This window comes from Aquimarina sp. RZ0 (genome assembly GCF_008370685.1).
GTDB lineage: Bacteria > Bacteroidota > Bacteroidia > Flavobacteriales > Flavobacteriaceae > Aquimarina.
Map to the genome: position 1 here is coordinate 76,348 of NZ_VTZU01000018.1, position 19,841 is coordinate 96,188.

The window sequence follows — 19,841 nt, forward strand, 5'->3', positions numbered from 1 at the left end:
AGACTAACATCTAACACAATCAATGAAATTTTGGATTTCACTTTTATTATTACTTTTTAACTGGGCAATAATTGCTCAAGTGAATCCAAACTACCATAGAGTAATACGATTTGTGATTAAAAAATTCGTATAAATTCATTGAATTATTTTTTCTTTATGCAAGGCAAAAAAATCAAGCATAGCTATAGCTACGGTTTATTTTTTAAACGAAGTAGAAAGGAAAAAGAAACGATGAATATGCGAAATTTTTAGTTATAAATCGTATAAAAAGGATATTCTCGAAAAGACGGAACTTACATTAAGTCATATTACAGAACAAATAGAAACAATACTAATCGAGATAATTATACAACCAAACCGAACATAAACCCTCATACAGGGAAACGAGGATATATTGAACCTGACAATAAAGCAACTTATAATTACGATTATTCTCGGTCTACATATTCTAATCGAAGTACAGACCGTACAAATTATAAAAATTCAACTGTTAGTTTTTTTACCAATTATGGTCAAGCTGGTAATACGAAAATTTGGATTGACGGTTCTTATAAAGGTAATTTGAGAAGTTACTTTCAATCTGGCAGTCCAAATTGTGGACAAAACGGAACATTAAAAGTTTCTTTAATGCCTGGAGAACATAGCTATAGAGCAGAAGATGGTGCTGGGTTTTATTGGGAAGGTACATTCAGAACTACTGCAAATAATTGCGAGACATTAAAATTAAATTCAACAGCAGAAAACCGATATAATTTGGGAATTTCGGCAGCTAAAAAAAATTATAAAACATCTTATTGGAACTATGTTATTCCCTATACTGTAACTGCTTTTGACCCTTATATCGGGGCAGGAACAACATTAGCTATTGATTTATTTCCGCCAAGTCATTATAGAACCGGAGACAAAAACTTCGACAAAGGATATCGAAAAGTGGCTGGAAAAAAGAAAGTTTTAGTAACTGTAATTTCATTTAGTTTAGGTTTTTTAACTCACAAATTAATCGGAGACGGATTAAATAAAAGTTAAAATAGAACATATTAAAAACTGCTGATAATACAAATAATCAAAATTAGGTAGGTTTCAGGAATCCCAATAATTTATTACCTTGTTTTGTTTAATGCTGATTTGTTATGTTAACTAATAACTGATCATAAAAAAATATCACTCCATTATACTCAAAAAAAGAATTAATATAACTGCACTTGTTATAGATTTTCACTATTAATATAAAACAGATACAACAATACTTTTATAAGAGATCTTCTTTTTGTAAACATAATCTTGCTTAATAAATATAATCATGTTGGTAATTACTAACATAGCCTGGATATGATAAATTAATGTGTGCTTTTACCTACACTATGTAGTTTGTTTAATTATTTTTTTAGTATATTTAAATTGGTAAATACCAACATTAAGTATAGATAATAATAATAAAGATGGCAAATACTAACATAAGCTGGCATAGTTTAAGTGATACTGCAATAATTTCTCTTATAGGTAAATACATAAAACACCAACGTTTACGTCAGAATAAGACACAGGCAAAAATTGCAGAAATTGCAGGGATTAACCGGTGGACCATGAGTAAAATTGAAAATGGAGAGCCAATATCTTTAGTCTCCTTACTACAAATCCTAAGAGCTCTTGATCAGCTGGAGATACTTGATGTTTTTAAGATTCAAACGCAACCAAGTCCTTTAGAGTTGGCCAAATTGGAAAGGCAAAAACGGTTAAGAGCCAGTGCTAGTAAATATAATGATGATAACAGTCAACCAGAAAGTGAATGGTAGAGGTAACAACAGCATTTGTCAAAATTTGGGGTAGAACTGTTGGAGCCATAGCCTGGGATGAGAACCAGAAGCTTGCCAGTTTTGAATATGATCCAAAATTTAAAACGCTGGGTATAGATTTGGCACCCGTAAAAATGCCAATCCAATCCAATCAAAGCATATTTTCATTTCCAGAATTAATCGCTCCAAAAAATAGTGAATACAATACTTTTAAAGGATTGCCAGGTTTACTAGCTGATGTGTTACCCGACAAATATGGAAATCAGTTAATCAATATCTGGCTCGCACAAAATGGCCGTCCCGAAAACAGTATGAACCCAATAGAACAACTCTGTTTTATTGGAACAAGAGGTATGGGAGCTTTAGAATTCGAACCATCACAACTTCAATCGACCAAAAAAACATTTCAAGTAGAAATGAATAGTCTGGTAATGATTGCTCAGCGAATGCTACATAAGAGAGAGCAGTTTGAGGTGAATGTCGATAAAGATGAAAAACAGGCAATGATGGAGATTCTGAAAATAGGAACATCTGCCGGAGGCGCAAGACCGAAGGCAATTATCGCCTATAATGAAAAAACGGGACAGGTTCGTTCCGGACAAACAGATGCGCCCAGGGGATTCGAACATTGGTTAATAAAACTAGACAGTGTAAGCGATGCACAATTTGGAGAAAGTAACGGTTACGGGCGCATAGAAATGGCATATTATAATATGGCAAGAGATTGCGAGATACAAATGATGGCATCGGATCTACTTTGTGAAAATGGTCGGGCTCATTTTATGACAAAAAGATTTGACAGAGAAAAAGGTGCTGTAAAACATCATATCCAGACATTTTGTGCCATGCAGCATTATGATTTTAACGAAGTGAGAAGTTATAGCTATGAACAATTATTCCAGACTATGAGAATGTTACGCTTACCATATCCGGATGCGGAGCAAATGTATCGCAGAATGGTATTTAATGTCATTGCAAGAAATTGTGATGATCATACAAAGAATTTTGCTTTTCGGCTTAAAGAAGGCGACCATTGGGAATTAGCACCAGCGTATGATGTTTGCCACGCATATAGACCAGATAGTATGTGGGTAAGCCAACACGCCCTGAGCATACAAGGAAAAAGAATAGGTATCACAAAAGAGGATTTGATAAGCTTTGCTAAAGCCATGAATGTAAAAAAACCTCATAATATCATCTCTCAAATCAATGAAAAAGTACAGCAATGGAATGATTATGCTGAGGAGGTAAAAGCAAATAGCGGTCTTAGAGATGCTATAAAAGAAACACTTTTGAATCTAAAATAATAAGTCAAACCATTTCATAAATAAGCATTGAAAGAATACCAAAATATACTAGATAATATTAAGCGATATGTTTCTTTACAAGAAGAAGATGCACAGCAATTTATAGAAATTATTAGAACAACTCATATCAAACGCAGACAATTTATTGTACAGCCTGATTTTGTATGTTCACATCAAACCTATGTGCAAAAAGGGGCATTCAGAAGTTATTTTGTGAATAGTGAGGGCGTAGAACACACCATACAGTTTGCAATTGAAGATTGGTTTATTAGTGATTTTAATAGCTATATCAATCAAACCCCGGCATCTCTGTATGTAGAAGCATTAGAAGATGCTATTGTACAGCAAATAGCCTATGAGGATGTAGAAAAGCTTTGTGCTAAGAACCCAAAATTTGAACGATTCTTTAGATTAGTAGCACAAAAATCTTTTGCCTTCTCTCAGCGACGTGTACTATCCAATTTGGGTAAATCAGCAGAAGAACGCTACATTGAATTTATGAAACAGTATCCCGCTATTGTACAGCGAGTTCCGCAATATGCCTTAGCGTCCTACCTGGGAATGTCAGCAGAATTTTTGAGTAAAATAAGAAAACGATTAGCCTCAAAATATTGAACTGGTTCAAGAAGATTTCCTAATCTAGTTCATTTTCCATCTTGGTACGTTCTCACAACTTTGTAAAGTCGATTTTGACATCTAATAAAACAAAGTGATATGAATACCAAAAAACAAATACCCTCGTATCAAAATAGTCTGCAAAGACTACGAGAAAATTTAGGTGGAATGCTACCAGAAGCTGCATTAAAAGTTTTTGATTATGATGCTCAGAGTTTGCAATCCCAACAGCATTCAATACTACAACTTAATACCGGTGATAAAGCACCTGGTTTTACACTGTCGAATACAGTAAACCAGGCCATAAAACTTTCTGAGTTATTAAAAAAAGGGAAGGTCGTTCTTATTTTTTATAGAGGTGTTTGGTGTCCCTACTGTAATCTGCAATTATTCCAGTATCAAAGCGTATTGAGCAAAATTAAATCATTAGGAGCTCAATTGGTAGCGATCTCTCCGCAAACACCAGATGCATCACTAAGCATTAAAGAAAAAAATGAGTTAGGATTTGAAGTATTAAGTGATAACGGAAACATTGTTGCCAGAAATTACACTAAGGTGTTTAGAAACAAGGATGCTCCCGTAGATGCCATGACAGCACTCGGCTTTGATTTTGGAAGTCATTACTCTGATGACTCCAGAGAGCTGCCAGTTCCAGCGGTTTTTATTATCGATAGTGACAGTACTATTTCATTTGCTAAATCGCTGGGAGGTGATTACCGAAATCGCGTAGAAGTTTCTGAAATTATTGATTCATTAAAAAAATCATAACAATGTATTGTAGAATTTGGTTGATAACAGGAATATCAAGTGGTTTAGGTAAAGCTCTTGCAGAATCAGTGATGGCAAAAGATGATTTTGTCATCGGAACATTTAGAAAACAATCTCAGGTAGATGAATTCAACAAAAAACATGCTAAAAGTGGATACGGGCTGTTATTGGATATTACGGATCAGAAAGGTATTGAAGAGCATATAGAAATGGTTATCTCAAAATTTGGTAGGATAGATATTTTAGTTAACAATGCAGGTATAGGATTTGCAGGAGCTGTTGAAGAAACCTCTATGGACGAGGTTAGAATAGTTTTTAATCCTAATTTTTTTGGCACTTTAAAAATGACGCAAGCAGTATTACCATATATGCGCAAAGAGAAAAAAGGACATATCGTTCAGATCTCATCACACGGTGGTATCAAAGCATTTGCAGGTTTTGGGATATACAATGCCAGTAAGTTTGCATTAGAAGGTCTTAGCGAAGCATTGGCTCAAGAAGTGCTACCATTGGGTATTCACGTATCGATTGTAGAGCCAGGACCATTCAGAACAAAATTTGCAGGAGAGGGACTAAGGTTTGCTAAAAATAAAATGGATGACTATGCAGAAACTGCAGGCGTGTTTAGATCCAAATTAAAAGCAGTTAATGGGCTGCAAGAAGGTGATCCTGTAAAAGCATCTACTGCAATTATCAATCATGTAGATAGTAAAAATCCAACCCTGCGTTTACCGCTGGGAAAAGTGGCTGTCAGGACCATCAGAATGAAATTAGAGAATGTAATATCAGATTTGGAAATCAACAGAAAAATTGCAGAAAATGTAGTGTATTAATCCCTGAGGTATTAGCAGCGTTATCTGATCTTGTATTAGAGAAATATGGCTAAAAAAGTATCCGTCAGGTAATCAAAAGAGTAGTAAGTGTAGATATATGAATGTTTTAACAAACATATATTTTATAAAATCTACATCATGTTGAGTTAAATTTTTATTTTTTTTATGTCATATATATGTAAACAGCACTATTTTTATAGTGCTGTTTTTTAGTTGTTTATGAATTAAGGAGGTTTATGGAGTATGAACTTTAAGTTAAATAAGTAAATCTTTTTAGCACACGTTTGTAAATAAAGAAATAATATTAGATATTAGACCTGTGCAAAGTTATTTGATAGAATTTATATCATTTTAGTCCAGAATTATTCATATAAAAATCAATAAGTTTTAGTGGGTGATTTTAAGATAAAATGATATTATTAGATATATATCTTGATACTATCAAAGTAACAATCGAATATTCATTTTTTTACAATACTTTATTTTTTAGTCAAATACAAACTTGCTAATTGACCAAACGGAGTTGTGTTTACAGATGAATGAAACTTGAATCTTAAAACTAAACCAAATCTTTTCAAATGATGAAAAAAAAACTTAATTCTTCAATCTCAGATCTGCGTTGAAGAAGGCTTTATTGGAGTAAAGCTAAATAATTGACAAGTATTTTATAAATATCTAAATGAAGAAAAATGTTCAACAAAATAGTGTTTTGTAATGCGTTCTTTTTTAATTAAATATATTTTTATATAACATACACAAATCTTCCCCAGTCAAAACAGCTTTCTTGTATTTATTTGCAGAACTTTATTTTAGTAATTTACTATAACTTGCCTTGAAAAGTATTAGTTACTAACAGTTAATTAATAAAGTTTGTATAATGTCGGAAATACGTGCTCTTTAAACATAGTAAAAAAATAAAACATTAAAAATCAAAAGATTAATTAGGATTTGATGTTTGTTTGGAAAATGTTATGAGGAGAAAATTTACACCATAGCAATTATCCTTTTCAGACCATAAAATTCTTTTTTTAATTGATGTGTTTTAAACCCTAAATTTAAAAAACGATTATATAATTAACATAAAAATACATTAAACCTTGATAATCATTGATATGATTTTAAATCAAGTACTAATATTTTTTTGTTATAAAATTAATTAGATTTTATTCAAAATAACCTTACCCCATACCTTTATAAAAGAATGAAGGCAAGACATTCATTTTTATAAAATTTTAAACTTTTATTAGAATCAGACTGCATATAAACTAGTATAAACAGTATTGAGAAGTTAACCAACTAAATTTTAAGTTATGCAAGAAATACCCAATATTCATCTCCATATGGATATGGAAAGGGATATATCAAAACCAAAATTAAACAAGAATTGGTATGTGTTTTATACTGCGCCACGTGCAGAAAAAATTGTTCATCATGAATTATCTTCTCAGGGTTATGAAGTCTTTCTACCAATTAAAAAAACCTTGAGAATCTGGAAAAATCGTCAAAAGAAAGTGATTGATCAAGTACTGTTTCCAAGTTACATTTTTGTAAATACAGAAGAATGTAATTTGCATAAAATTTGTCAGATATCCAAAATCATGACCTTTATACATTGTGGAGGGAAGGCTTCAAAAATCAATGCTAAATGTATTAAAGGAATCAAAAAAATGCTGAGTTTGGATCAAGAAATATCTGTAGAACCAAATTTTAAAGAAGGAGAACATGTTCGAATAATAAAAGGACCATTAAGCGGATACGAAGGTATACTAGTAAAGCAAAAATCCAAAACCAGATTAGGAATTCGGTTAAATGAGATCAATCAGGTGATATTTATTGATATCAGTAGTTCGAATATTGAAAATCAAGAGGGGTATTTTGAGAATGTCAATCAGGAAGGCAACAAAAACAAGTTTTTTATCAGTACGAATCTGGGAGATCGCCATTAGATAATATTTGCGGTATATGTATGAGAAATATTGCTTAACATTAAAGAAAAAACGCTTAAAAAATTGTATTCTATATAATTAAGTGCAAAAAAGAATATGTATTTTTTTTACTCAAAGTCTATGTTTCCCTTTTAATAAAGGGCTTTTCTTCATGATATTTATGACATTTTTGTTATAGATGTGGAGCTCTTTTTTCCAGTTTTATAACACCCAAATGATAGTAAGGTAGGTATTTAAGATATAAATATGACTCTTACTTATAATACGTGTTATACGATTTATAACTAAAAATTTCGCATATTCATCGTTTCTTTTTCCTTTCTACTTCGTTTAAAAAATAAACCGTAGCTATAGCTATGCTTGATTTTTTTGCCTTGCATAAAGAAAAAATAATTCAATGAATTTATACGAATTTTTTAATCACAAATCGTATTAGAATTTGATTATTTCCTTAGTTAGAAATTTTTAAAGATAAAATCTTTTGTACATTTTTTGAATGTATCATTATAAAATAGCATAGACGTATTTATATTTCAAAACAAGGAAATACCAGGCAATATATGGTCATGCATTCGTTGTTTCAATTTATTGTAAGAGAAAATTCAAACAACAAATGGTAGTAGACCCGGAAGTCAATAAGAAAAACAGAGTAATTACTTATTGTAAAAAACCATTCGCCAATCTTAGAGAGAAAACTTTCTAATTAGAAAAAAAGCAACACTAATTTCACTGTTAAGAAAACATTGAGGATAAAACTTATCTCATCTAATTAAGTGCAAAAATACAATGCAAAAAGGGCTTTCTTAACTAATAATTCTGAATAATTAAAGAATTGATATTTAACCCATACACTTATTCATGTAATAATGCATGCTGACACATTTCAATAAGTTTTTAAAATTATCAAAGAGGTATAGTATGATACAAAATCTGTCTGTAGAAAAAAATAAAATAATCAAAGTAATACCATTCAACGAGCTGTTATTAGAAGATAGCAGTTTAAGTTTATTCCAGAAAACGTTACTCGTGACCGATGGAACCGTTACTGATCTTTTAAGACTTTATACGCAAAAGGAGATTACTGTTGAGAAGATTAATCAAGAAATAGCTTTAAGCGGTAAAGAAGAAAGTAAGCTATGTGAATATGAAACACCAATATTAAAACGTGAGATTTTACTAGGGAATGAAAAGGAAAATTATGTATATGCTAATTCGGTTTTTATTTTCGAAAACATGTCACGAAAAAGTCAGTATGCTTTATTAGAAACTGATAGACCCATTGGGCTTTTATGGAAAGAAGAGCGGGTTGATACATTTAGGGATATTATAGAGATTCGAACAGAATTATGTGATGATTTGACATCTTTTTTTGATGTAAAACAGGGGACTGTTTTTTTGGCTAGAACCTATATCATCTATAATAACCTGAAAACTTTGGGAATGATTACTGAGAAATTTCCTATAACCTATTTTAATGAGAAATTATGACAAACAATAATAGTCTTAAACGTCCTTTTACTTCGTTAAGTTTTTATAAGAATCTATCAAAAAAATCTACTGATAAAAAGTTATTTACTTTTAAGGATGATAACGATAATGTGACCTATCTAACAGGAGAAATGTTGGTAAAAAAGGTTATGTTGATGAATAGTACACTTCAAAATTTACTAGATCCTCAGGACAAAGCCATTATCGTATTACCACAAGGTTTGGAATATATCAGTAGTCTTCTGGCGTGTTTATATGCAAATGTTATAGCAATACCTACTTCTGTGGTCAGTATTGAAGGTGGAAGCGATATTGCAGGAAAAATTCTCCCGATCTTAAAAGATGCTGATGCAAAATGTATTATAACTGATACAAGTTTCAGGAAATTGCTAGAAAAAAATAAAGCTCTGGCGTCTGTTTCTATACTATGTGTTGATGAATTTGAAACAGCTATTGTAGCACTTGAAAAGCCAAGAAAATCTGATCCGGAGGATACCGCTCTTTTATTATATACATCAGGATCAACAGCAAAACCCAAAGGAGTGATGCTGACTCATAACAATGTGTGGAATCAAGCTAAGAAGGGAGCTGATCAATGGGGTATCCAAAAAGAAAGCTGCATTGTTTCCTGGATGCCTCAATTTCATAGTTTTGGACTGTTTTTCAATGTTATGTCACCTCTGCTAAGAGGAACTTCGAGTATTATTCTACCTCCGGATAGTTTTGTGAAAAATCCATATAAATGGTTCGAGATAATCAGTAGGTATCAGGCCACTCATATCGCTGCGCCCAATTTTGCTTTCGATTATTGTTGTGCATCCTTAGACCTTATTGAGCTAGAAAAGATATCATTAAACTCTCTTAAGGCAATTATTTGCGGAGGAGAACCTATACGAAAAGAGACCTACGAAAATTTTATCGAAAAATTTAAAGTGTTAGGATTAAAAAGTAATATTTTTTGTCCGCATTACGGCATGTCAGAAGCAGGATCAGTAGTAACAAAAAGTGCAGATGAAGAAATAGGTTTTTTATCACTAGATATTCCAAACCTGGAAAAAGGAGTAATTAAAATAGCTGATCATAGTAGTACAAGTAAGTCAGTTTTAAGCTGTGGAAAGATCAGTGAAGATGACCAGATATTGTTTGTTAATCCCAAAACTGGCAGTAACTGCCAGCCAGATGAAGTAGGAGAAATCTGGATTAAGTGTGAATCCGTAGCCAAAGGATATCTTAATCAACACAAAGAGACTGAAAAAACATTTAATGGAATTTTAAAGGATTCTGGTGAGACAGGTTTTTTTAGGACAGGAGATCTTGGGTTTATAAAAGAGAAGCATCTGTATATTATAGGAAGGGAAAAAGAAGTGATCATTGTTAATGGTAAAAATTATCACCCTGTTGATATTGAATGGGTGATAAAAAATAAGTTTCCAGACCTCACATTACCCATATGTGTTTTTTCATGTGAATTGGATCAACAGGAAAAAATAATTGTTGTTCTGGAAACAGAGGTTTTTAGCGACTCTCAGTACAAGAACTTATCTCTGGAAATTTTGAATTGTGTTGCAGAAATATATATGCTGGAGATATATGAAGTAAATCTGGTTAAGAAAGGAACAATTCCCAAAACGGGGAGTGGTAAAATTCAAAGAAAAAATAGTAAAAAATTATACACGCAAAACAAACTCTCACTTCTTTATAATTACAAGACGGGTTCAGGTCAAGAAGAAGAAGCGATGCCTGTGACATTTAGTAACGATTTTGAAAGTAATATTTTAAAGAAACTCAGAAACGATATTTTTTCCAGCGTACTTGGTATCGAACCAAAGAAACTTAAGAACGATGTCTCATTTGGAGAACTTGGATTTGATTCTATTAAATATATCAGGGTTTCCAAGAAGATTGAAGAGGTATTCAAGATTCAGTTTGCACCTGTCATGCTATTTAAGCATCGAACTATTGATAAACTCTCACAATATCTATGTACACAAATTGATAGACCAAAAATTACTGACAATCAAAGTGGTGAGTCAAAAAATGCAATTCTTAAAGTAAAAGTAGAACAAGAAGATACAAATATTGCAGTGATAGGTATTAGCTGCAATTTTCCCGGAGCAGCGACAAGCCCCGAAGCATTTTGGGAAAATATAATAAATAAAAAAGATTGTATTTCAACAATAGCCCAAAGCCGTCCCCAGATAATAAAGGATTATCAGAGTTTATATGGTAAATCTGCGGATTTTGCTCCTAAATGGGGCGGCTTCATTGAAGACGTGGATACGTTTGATGCAGGCTTCTTTGGGATATCTCCTTTAGAAGCAGAGAGTATGGATCCTCAACAAAGAAAAATACTAGAGCTCACCTGGAAAGTCATTGAAGACGGAGGATATGACCCCAAAAGTTTAACAGATAATGATATCGGTTTATTTATTGGAGTACATGCCAATGATTATGCTGAATTAATTTCAAAAAGACCAAGTCTGATAGAGAGTTACGGAGCGTATACAGATTCAGGGCTTCATATGAGCATGATTCCTCATAGGGTATCCCGATGGTTTAACTTCCACGGTCCTAGTGAGATCATAAATACAGCCTGCTCAAGTTCATTGGTTGCGATTCATCACGCAATTGAATCAATCAACAAAGGAGAATGTACTATGGCTATTGCTGGAGGAATTAACATGATTTTTTCTTCTCGTATCTATATGGCAAGTTACAAAGCAGGAATGTTGTCAAAAGATGGGCATTGCAAGACCTTTGATGACAGTGCGGATGGATTTGTACGCTCAGAAGGTTATGGTGCTGTCTTATTGAAGCCTTATAAAGAAGCTTTAAAAGATAATGATACAATTTATGGAATCATTAGAGGTACAGCGATTAATCATGATGGTCAGTCAACTTCATTGCGTGCCCCTAATCTAAACGCGCAAAAACAGTTGATTAAGTCTGCTTATGACAGAGCAGGTATTCCAGCAGAAACAATCAGTTATCTGGAAGCACACGGCACAGGTACTTCATTAGGAGATCCTATCGAAATTCAGGCGCTTAAAGAAGCGTTCGAAGAAACAGGTGCTAATTCGTCGACTTCTTTTTGTGGCATTGGAGCGGTTAAGACTGTTATAGGTCATAGTGAATCTGCCGCAGGTATTGCAGGACTTATTAAAGTATTATTATCAATGAGAGCAAAAACCTTACCAGGTATTTTACACTTTGATAAATTAAATAAGTATATCTCTCTAGAGGAAACACCTTTTTATGTCATAGACAAAACGAAGGAATGGAAACGATTAAAAGATGCAAAGAAACAGGAAACTCCAAGACGTGCAGGGATTAGTTCTTTCGGGTTCGGAGGAGGAAATGCCCACGTTATTGTCGAAGAACATATTACTGTAAAAGAACAAAGATCAACTAATGCAGGAAAGGTAATCATACCATTTTCTGCAAAAAACATAGAACGCTTACGTACTAGTATAGAAGAATTCATTGAGTATCTACAGAAAACTTCGGACAAAAATCTAGACCTGCTGAATCTTTCTTACACATTACAAGTCGGACGTAATGATATGGAAGAACGATTTGTCTGTTTGGTACAAAGCATAGATGAACTAAAGGAAAAACTTAACCTATTTATTGAAGGGGAGAAGCATATCGAAGACTGCTGGTATGGAAATACTTATCGTAGTAAAGATATAGCAAGTCAATTAGGAAGTGATAAAGATTCGCAAGAATTAATTGATAAGTGGTTTTCCAAAAATAAGTTAAGCCAAATAGCACAAAGTTGGGTTCAAGGTGCTACTATCGAATGGCATTTGTTATATAAAGAAAATAAACCATATCGAGTAAGTCTTCCTACATACCCATTTGCAAAAACACGCTATTGGATTCCTGATGAAGACCCAGTAACAGCATATTCGTTTAATAGTGAAACAATGGGAGTTATCCACCCTTTGTTACAACAAAATACTTCTGATTTTACGGAACAAAGATTTAGTACAACATTTACAGGAAAAGAATTCTTCTTATCTGATCATATTGTAAATGGGCAACAGGTTTTACCTGGTGTTATTTATCTGGAAATGGCAAGAGCATCTCTGGAGAATTCATATAGATTACTGGAGAAAGCTAATAACGGAATAAAAATTAGTAATATAAGCTGGAATCACCCTGTTATAGTCGATAAAGAACCTGTCCAGATACATATAGCTCTTTATATAGAAAGTAATAAACGAACAGATTACGAGATATATACTGAAAATCCAGAAGATCATTCAGAAACTATTTTGCATAGTCAAGGCAGCTTAATAGTTGAAAATGTGGATCCTATACTGTTGGATTTGAATAGTATAAAGACCAAATGCAGTATTACAAAGATTATGGCAGAGGAGTTTTATGAAAATTTTAGAAAAAAAGGTATTGACTATGGTTCAAGTTTTACAAGAGTAAAAGAAATTTATCTAGGGGCGGGCATTGCACTTGCAGAATTAAATGTGCCTACTTCAGAAGAAGGAGTTCTGAACCAATTTGTGCTCCATCCAGGCCTGTTGGATGCTGCTTTTCATGCTTCATCCGTTTTTATGAATGATGACGAGCAATATCTAGCACTTCCTTATAAAATAGAAGAAGTTGAAATTCATGCAAATTGTAGTTCAAGAATGTGGGCAAAAATTGAACACATTAATCACAATTCTGAGCAGGAAGAAGTCAATAAGTTTACTATTATGTTGTGTGATGATGATGGTAATGTATGTGTAAATATCAAAGAACTCTCCGTTGTAAGAGTAGAAAATAATTTTGGAAAGAACAAAAGTGAAACTGAGGTGAATACATTATTGTTTTCTCCAGAATGGAAAGAGCAGCCATTTTCTGAAAAAGATAATAAAGTAGCACTTGATAAACGTTTACTGATATTAATAGAACCAGAAACTTCTTTACTCAAACAGGTTTCAAACGAACTGGAATCAGAAGACATTCAGAGTATTGTGTTTAACACTGAAGGACAAGAAATAGAAGAGCGATATACAAACTACGCTTTAAAATTGTTTAAAGAGTTACAAAGTGTTATAAATAATAATTCTAATGAAAAAACGTGTGTTCAGGTTATCGCTTCTGTACAGAAGGAACAAAAGACTTTTAGAGGACTTGTAGGGATGTTAAAGACTGCATTTCTTGAGTATCCAAATTGTATTGTACAGTTCATTAGTATTGATTCCTGGAAAGTTGTAACAACAGTTTTACTGGATGATAACAGCAATCGCCCATGGGAAACATTCATACAATATAGGGGTAATAAACGCTATACATTTGATTGGAATGTAATTCAAAACTCTTCTTATAACAAAGAATTATGGAAAACAGATGGAGTTTATATCATTACTGGAGGAATGGGAGGTCTGGGAATATTGTTTGCACAGGAGGTCATTGATAATGCAGAAAACCCGATCGTAATCCTTACCGGACGTTCAGTCTTGAATACAGAAAGGAAAAAGAAAATCCAGCAACTGGAAAGAGAAGGAGCAACTGTAGAATATAAGCAGACAGATATAACACAAATGCAGGAAGTTTACACACTTGTTCAAGATGTTGTAGAACGCTTCGGAGCATTGAATGGTATTATTCATAGTGCAGGAATAATACAAGATAATTATATAATTAAAAAGACTGAAGCAGAGCTGAAACAAGTTTTGGGCGTAAAAGTACAAGGCTCAATTAATTTGGATAAAGCGAGTGAGATGATACCACTTGATTTTTTTATTATGTTCTCATCAATAGCAGGTAGTTTAGGAAATGCAGGGCAGGCCGATTATGCTGCTGCCAACTCCTTTATGGATAATTTTGCAGTGTATAGAAATGACCTTGTAACCTCTCAAAAACGTTTTGGACATACGCTATCGGTAAACTGGCCTTTATGGAAAGGAGGAGGTATGCAGGTGGGTTCTGATGTTGAAGGTTTGATGAAGCAAAATATGGGGATGCTGCCAATGATAACTTCTCATGGGATGGCGTCTTTCTACCAGGCTTTTACATCTGGTAAATCACAAATAATGGTTATAGAAGGGTACGAAGAAAAAATACACTCTTTTATAAAAGAACAAACGTTTAATGTCGCATTACAAAAGTCACTGAACAAAAACATGGTAATGGGTTCACCTGGCATTTCACCCGAATTACTGGAAGAAAAAGCGATACAGTATTTCAAAAAGTTACTTTCATCCGTTATTAGATTACCTGTTAATGAGATAGATGCTGATTCTCATATGGATAAATATGGGATCGATTCGATTATGATTATGCAATTGACCACGCGTTTAGAAAAGGTTTTTGGGATATTGCCTAAAACATTGTTCTTCGAATATAAAAGTATCAAGACGTTAACCGGATATTTTCTTGAAGATTTTAATGCAGAATTAATAATACTATTAGAGTTAGATAAAGAGGAGATAGAAACAAACACATCCAATACTTCTGAAGCATATAGGAAGCAGACAAAGTTTGAACCTGTAAGAAGTAAAAGATCAAGATTTACTTATGAAAAAACTTCAAAAAAAGAAAATCCTTTAAAAAAAGAAGACATTGCAATTATTGGATTAGCAGGTCAGTATCCGGATTCACAAGATATTCATAAGTTTTGGGAAGTATTAAAAAATGGTAAGGATTGTATAACAGAAATTCCAAAAGAACGCTGGGATGCCAGCTTGTATTATGATGAGGATAGAAATGCAGAAGGTAAGACTTATACTAAATGGGGTGGTTTTTTAAAGGGTGTAGATCAATTTGACCCATTGTTTTTTAATATATCTCCTCGAGAAGCAGAAATGATGGATCCTCAGGAACGGATTTTTCTACAATGTGTGCATAAAGCTATTGAAGATGCAGGATACTCCAAAGAAAGTCTGATGAATACTAGAACAGAAGATGCAGAAGGAAAAGTAGGAGTGTTTGTAGGAGTAATGTTTCAAGAATACCAGCTGTATGGAGCTCAGGAACAGACTAAGGGGAACTCTCTAGCAATATCAGGTAATATTGGATCAATAGCGAACAGAGTATCATACTTTTATAACCTTCATGGCCCTAGTATGACTGTAGATACAATGTGTTCATCTTCTCTTTCTGCAGTACATCTGGCTTGTCAGAGTTTATCTAATTCTGAATGTGAATTTGCAATAGCAGGAGGAGTTAATGTATCGATTCACCCTAACAAATATTTATTGTTGGCGCAAGGGAATTTTGCTTCAAGTAAAGGGAAATGTGAAAGTTTTGGAGAAGGAGGCGATGGATATGTCCCGGGAGAAGGAGTAGGTGCAGTATTGCTAAAACCTCTATCAAAAGCTATAGAGGATGGAGATCATATATATGGAATCATAAAATCAACAGCAATAAATCACGGAGGTAAAACAAATGGATATACAGTACCAAATCCAAATGCGCAAGCTGATGTTATTGACGAAGCTCTGACCAATGCAGAAATTAATCCAAGAACAATTAACTATATTGAAGCCCACGGCACAGGTACAAGTTTGGGAGATCCTATAGAAATTGCCGGATTGACAAAGGTTTTTAAAAAGTATGATGTAAAAGATCAATTTTGTGCCATAGGTTCTGTCAAATCCAATATTGGGCATTGTGAGAGTGCTGCCGGAATGGCCGGAATCACAAAGATATTGATGCAGATGAAACATAAACAATTAGTTCCATCTCTTCATTCAAAAGAATTAAATCCAAATATAGATTTTACTAATTCACCTTTTCTTGTGCAGCAGGAACTTACTAAGTGGGAGAGAGTAGAACTTATAGAAAATGGAAAGGCAAAAGAATATCCAAGAAGGGCAGGGCTTTCTTCTTTTGGAGCCGGAGGGTCAAATGCCCATATAATAATAGAAGAATATATTCCAACCGAAGAAAGAAATGCTGAGGTTATAATTACAAAGCAAAATCCTGCTATAATTCTACTTTCTGCCAAGGATGATGAAAGATTAAAAGAACAAGTAGAAAATTTATTAAAAGCTTTAAAAACACAAAAATTTTCAGATGAAGATTTATTAAAAATAGCTTATACATTGCAAGTTGGGCGTTCAGTTATGGAAGAGCGAATGGCTATGCTAGTAACTTCTCTGAGTCAATTGGAAGATAATTTGGTTACATATCTTGAAAATAAAATCCATTCTGAAAATGTATACTACGGAAGCATTAATAGTGATAAATCGCTTGCTGGAGTTCTGGGGCTAGATAATGATGTTAAAAAAATCATAGCATCATGGATACAGAAGAAAAAATACGAAAAGATATTAGATCTATGGGTATCCGGTATTGATATAGACTGGCAGTTGTTGTATGAACCAGGACATGTTCCTTCTAAGATCAGTTTACCGACGTATCCATTTGCAAAGGAGCGTTATTGGGTGCCATTTTCAGAGTCAAGGTTACCTATTATGAGAGGTACGGATTATTTGCATCCGTTGATTCACAAGAATATTTCTAATCTGGGAGCTCAGAAGTTTAGTAGTATTTTTACAGGTGCTGAATTGTTTTTATCAGATCATCTTATTAAAGGGGGAAAAATAGTGCCAGGTGTTGTTTATTTGGAGCTTGCCCGTGCAGCAGGTTTTCTATCACTAGAGACTTCAATCACGCAGTTTCGGGATGTTAATTGGTTACACCCTATCGAGGTAAAAGGAGTTCCTTTTGAGTTAGAGGTTGGTATTTTCAAGGATTCAGAAGGTTTTGGTTATGAAGTGTACAGCGGTTCTGGTGATAGTGAGTTGATTCATAGTCAGGGTAGTATGAGTACTTCAGTTTTCCTGCCACCTTCTCCCTATGATATTTCGGCACTTCGTTCTGCTTTTTCATCAGAGAAATCCGGATCTTCCTGGTATACTATTTTCAAGGATTTGGGGATAGAGTATGGAGCTAGCTTTCAGGGAGTAGAACATTTGTACTATAGTCCAGAAGGATGTTTGAGTAAGATAGGTTTATCCAGAGATAGCGCCTATGTTTTGCAACCAGGAGTTTTAGATAGTGCCTTACAGAGTTGTTTAGGTCTTAGCCTTAATGATTCAGAGATTAGTTTGAGTTTACCTTTTAGTATAAAAGAAGTTACAATTTATGGAGAAGTTAGCCAGGCATCCTGGTGTTATGTTCGTAAAGGTTCTGCTGGTTTTTCTGGTAATATATTGAGTTATGATATTGATTTATTATCAGCATCTGGGGATGTTTTGTTACGGATGAAAGATTTTGTGACGCTTCCCTTGGATGGTTTTCCGGATCAGGGCGTTGCTGTTTCAACTACTTCTGGGACTGATGCAGTAGATACCGGACTTCATTTATATGGTAATTCGTGGGAGGATCAGGAATTGGATTCAGTTTTAGATTCGGGAGTTATAGCTCATTTGGTTATTCTTTCAGGAGGTTCTGTTAGTTTATCAGATAAGCTTAGGGAATCTTTAGAGTGTGCTGTTTTTACAGTTGATGAGTCAGATGAATTATCATATTATCAAAAAATTCAAGAGATACTCAAGCCTTTCTTACTAACAAAAAGAGATACTCAGGTTATCGTTTTATATCGTAATTCGGAGTATTTGGATTACAGTTTTATTACCGGTTTATTACGAACTGCAGTTCAGGAGAATCCTAAGCTACAAGGAAAGACAATCGGACTGGATAGTTTATCGATAAAAGAATTAGATGAGTTGTTAAGCACTCTTCATTCGGAGTTTTCTGATGTAAGTAAGGAGGTTCGTTATTTAGATACTGTTCGTCAGGTTCGTCGTTTAACACCATTAGCTTCATTAGAAGGTTCTTCAAAGGATGCGCTAGTTAAACAAGGCGGTGTTTATCTGATTACAGGAGGTTGTGGAGGCTTAGGACGTATTTTTGCTTCCCACCTTTCAGCTACCAGTGGTACTCAACTGATTTTAGCAGGCAGACGTAAAGAGAGTAGTTTGAGTGCTTCAGAGTTAGCATCGCTTAGGGCTGTTTATTATAGTTGTGATGTAAGTGATAAAGACTCGGTTTTTAGGATGATATCCGACTTGAAGGATACCTATGGTACGCTGGATGGTATTATTCACAGTGCAGGAGTTCTTCGGGATGGTTTTTTATTGAACAAGGCAGAGGAAGAAGCTTTTTCAGTACTTTCTCCTAAGATTTTAGGGACACGATACCTTGATGAGGCGAGTAAGGACCTGGATTTGGATTTTATGCTGTACTTCAGTAGTATAGCAGGAGTTATAGGTAATATAGGTCAGTCAGATTATTCGAGTGGTAATGCCTGGATGGATCGATATGCTGTTTATCGTAATGATCTTGTATCAAAAGGGAAGCGAAAAGGTATTAGTTTGAGTATCAACTGGCCTTTATGGTCAGAAGGCGGCATGAGTATAGATGCAGAGCTGTCTCATCAATTAGCATCCAGGACAGGTTTAGTTTCCTTACCTACTAGAGAAGGTATCATAGCATTTGATGGTCTATTATCAGGAGGTTTTTCTCAAGGAGTTGTTCTTTACGGAGATAAGACTCGTTTTGAGGATGTACTGCTTGATAAAGTATCAGCTACTAGAGTAGTTTCAGATAAGGATTCTGCAGGAGTCACCGATCAGTTATTGAGAGCTACGATTGCATATATGAAGTCGATATTTTCGTCAGTTTTAAAACTTCCTTCAGAACGGATTGATCCAGAGGGTTCTTTTTCTCAATACGGTATTGATTCTATTATGATTTCAAAGTTAACAAACCGTTTGAATGAAGATTTCGAGGATTTACCGGTTACCTTACTTTTTGAATATCAAACACTAGGTAGTTTATCGGCTTACCTTGCAGAATCCTATACCAAACATTTGTTAGATCTTACTGGTTTGAATAGCGATAATGAGGCTGTAGTGCCATTTTTGGAGCAGACAGCTTTTAGGGCAGATATTGATGCAGGCTTAAGTCGTAGGAAGCGCTCTACAGGTTCTTTAGAAAAAGGGATTTCTTCTATTGAAAGTTCTGTAAAAGAAGATATTGCAATTATCGGTATAAGTGGTCGATATCCAGGCGCAGCTACACTAGAAGATTTCTGGGAAAACCTGAAGCAGGGTAAGGATTGCATCACAGAGA

9 protein-coding genes are annotated in these 19,841 nt (G+C 34.0%); all 9 read left to right on the top strand.

The window, feature by feature from the left end; genetic code table 11:
- Positions 1–561 precede the first annotated feature (561 nt).
- Positions 562–1,026, top strand: a complete 465-nt coding sequence (locus F0000_RS08850) for a hypothetical protein (RefSeq protein ID WP_149624358.1) — start codon at positions 562–564, stop codon at positions 1,024–1,026.
- Positions 1,027–1,439: 413 nt separating this feature from the next.
- Positions 1,440–1,793, top strand: a complete 354-nt coding sequence (locus tag F0000_RS08855) for a helix-turn-helix domain-containing protein (RefSeq protein WP_149624359.1) — start codon at positions 1,440–1,442, stop codon at positions 1,791–1,793.
- Positions 1,787–3,100 (top strand): type II toxin-antitoxin system HipA family toxin, encoded by a 1,314-nt coding sequence (locus F0000_RS08860; RefSeq protein ID WP_149624360.1) that lies wholly within the window; start codon positions 1,787–1,789, stop codon positions 3,098–3,100. Before F0000_RS08855 ends, F0000_RS08860 begins: the two co-directional genes overlap by 7 nt.
- Positions 3,101–3,127: 27 nt before the next feature.
- Positions 3,128–3,715: a Crp/Fnr family transcriptional regulator gene (locus tag F0000_RS08865; RefSeq protein ID WP_149624361.1), complete on the top strand. Its 588-nt coding sequence runs from the start codon at positions 3,128–3,130 to the stop codon at positions 3,713–3,715.
- Between the two features lie 99 nt (positions 3,716–3,814).
- Complete coding sequence (locus F0000_RS08870; RefSeq protein ID WP_149624362.1) at positions 3,815–4,483, top strand: peroxiredoxin-like family protein; 669 nt, start codon at positions 3,815–3,817, stop codon at positions 4,481–4,483.
- A gap of 2 nt (positions 4,484–4,485) precedes the next feature.
- Entirely contained in the window at positions 4,486–5,316 is an 831-nt protein-coding gene (locus F0000_RS08875) for an oxidoreductase (protein WP_149624363.1), read from the top strand.
- A gap of 1,310 nt (positions 5,317–6,626) precedes the next feature.
- Entirely contained in the window at positions 6,627–7,262 is a 636-nt protein-coding gene (locus F0000_RS08880; protein ID WP_149624364.1) for a UpxY family transcription antiterminator, read from the top strand.
- Between the two features lie 918 nt (positions 7,263–8,180).
- The gene (locus F0000_RS08885; RefSeq protein ID WP_188112062.1) at positions 8,181–8,750 is read left to right on the top strand and encodes a chorismate pyruvate-lyase family protein; all 570 of its coding nucleotides are present in this window, start codon (positions 8,181–8,183) and stop codon (positions 8,748–8,750) included.
- Positions 8,747–19,841: SDR family NAD(P)-dependent oxidoreductase (locus tag F0000_RS08890; protein WP_149624366.1), on the top strand; the 11,095-nt coding region annotated here is incomplete at its 3' end. The genes F0000_RS08885 and F0000_RS08890, both read left to right, overlap by 4 nt.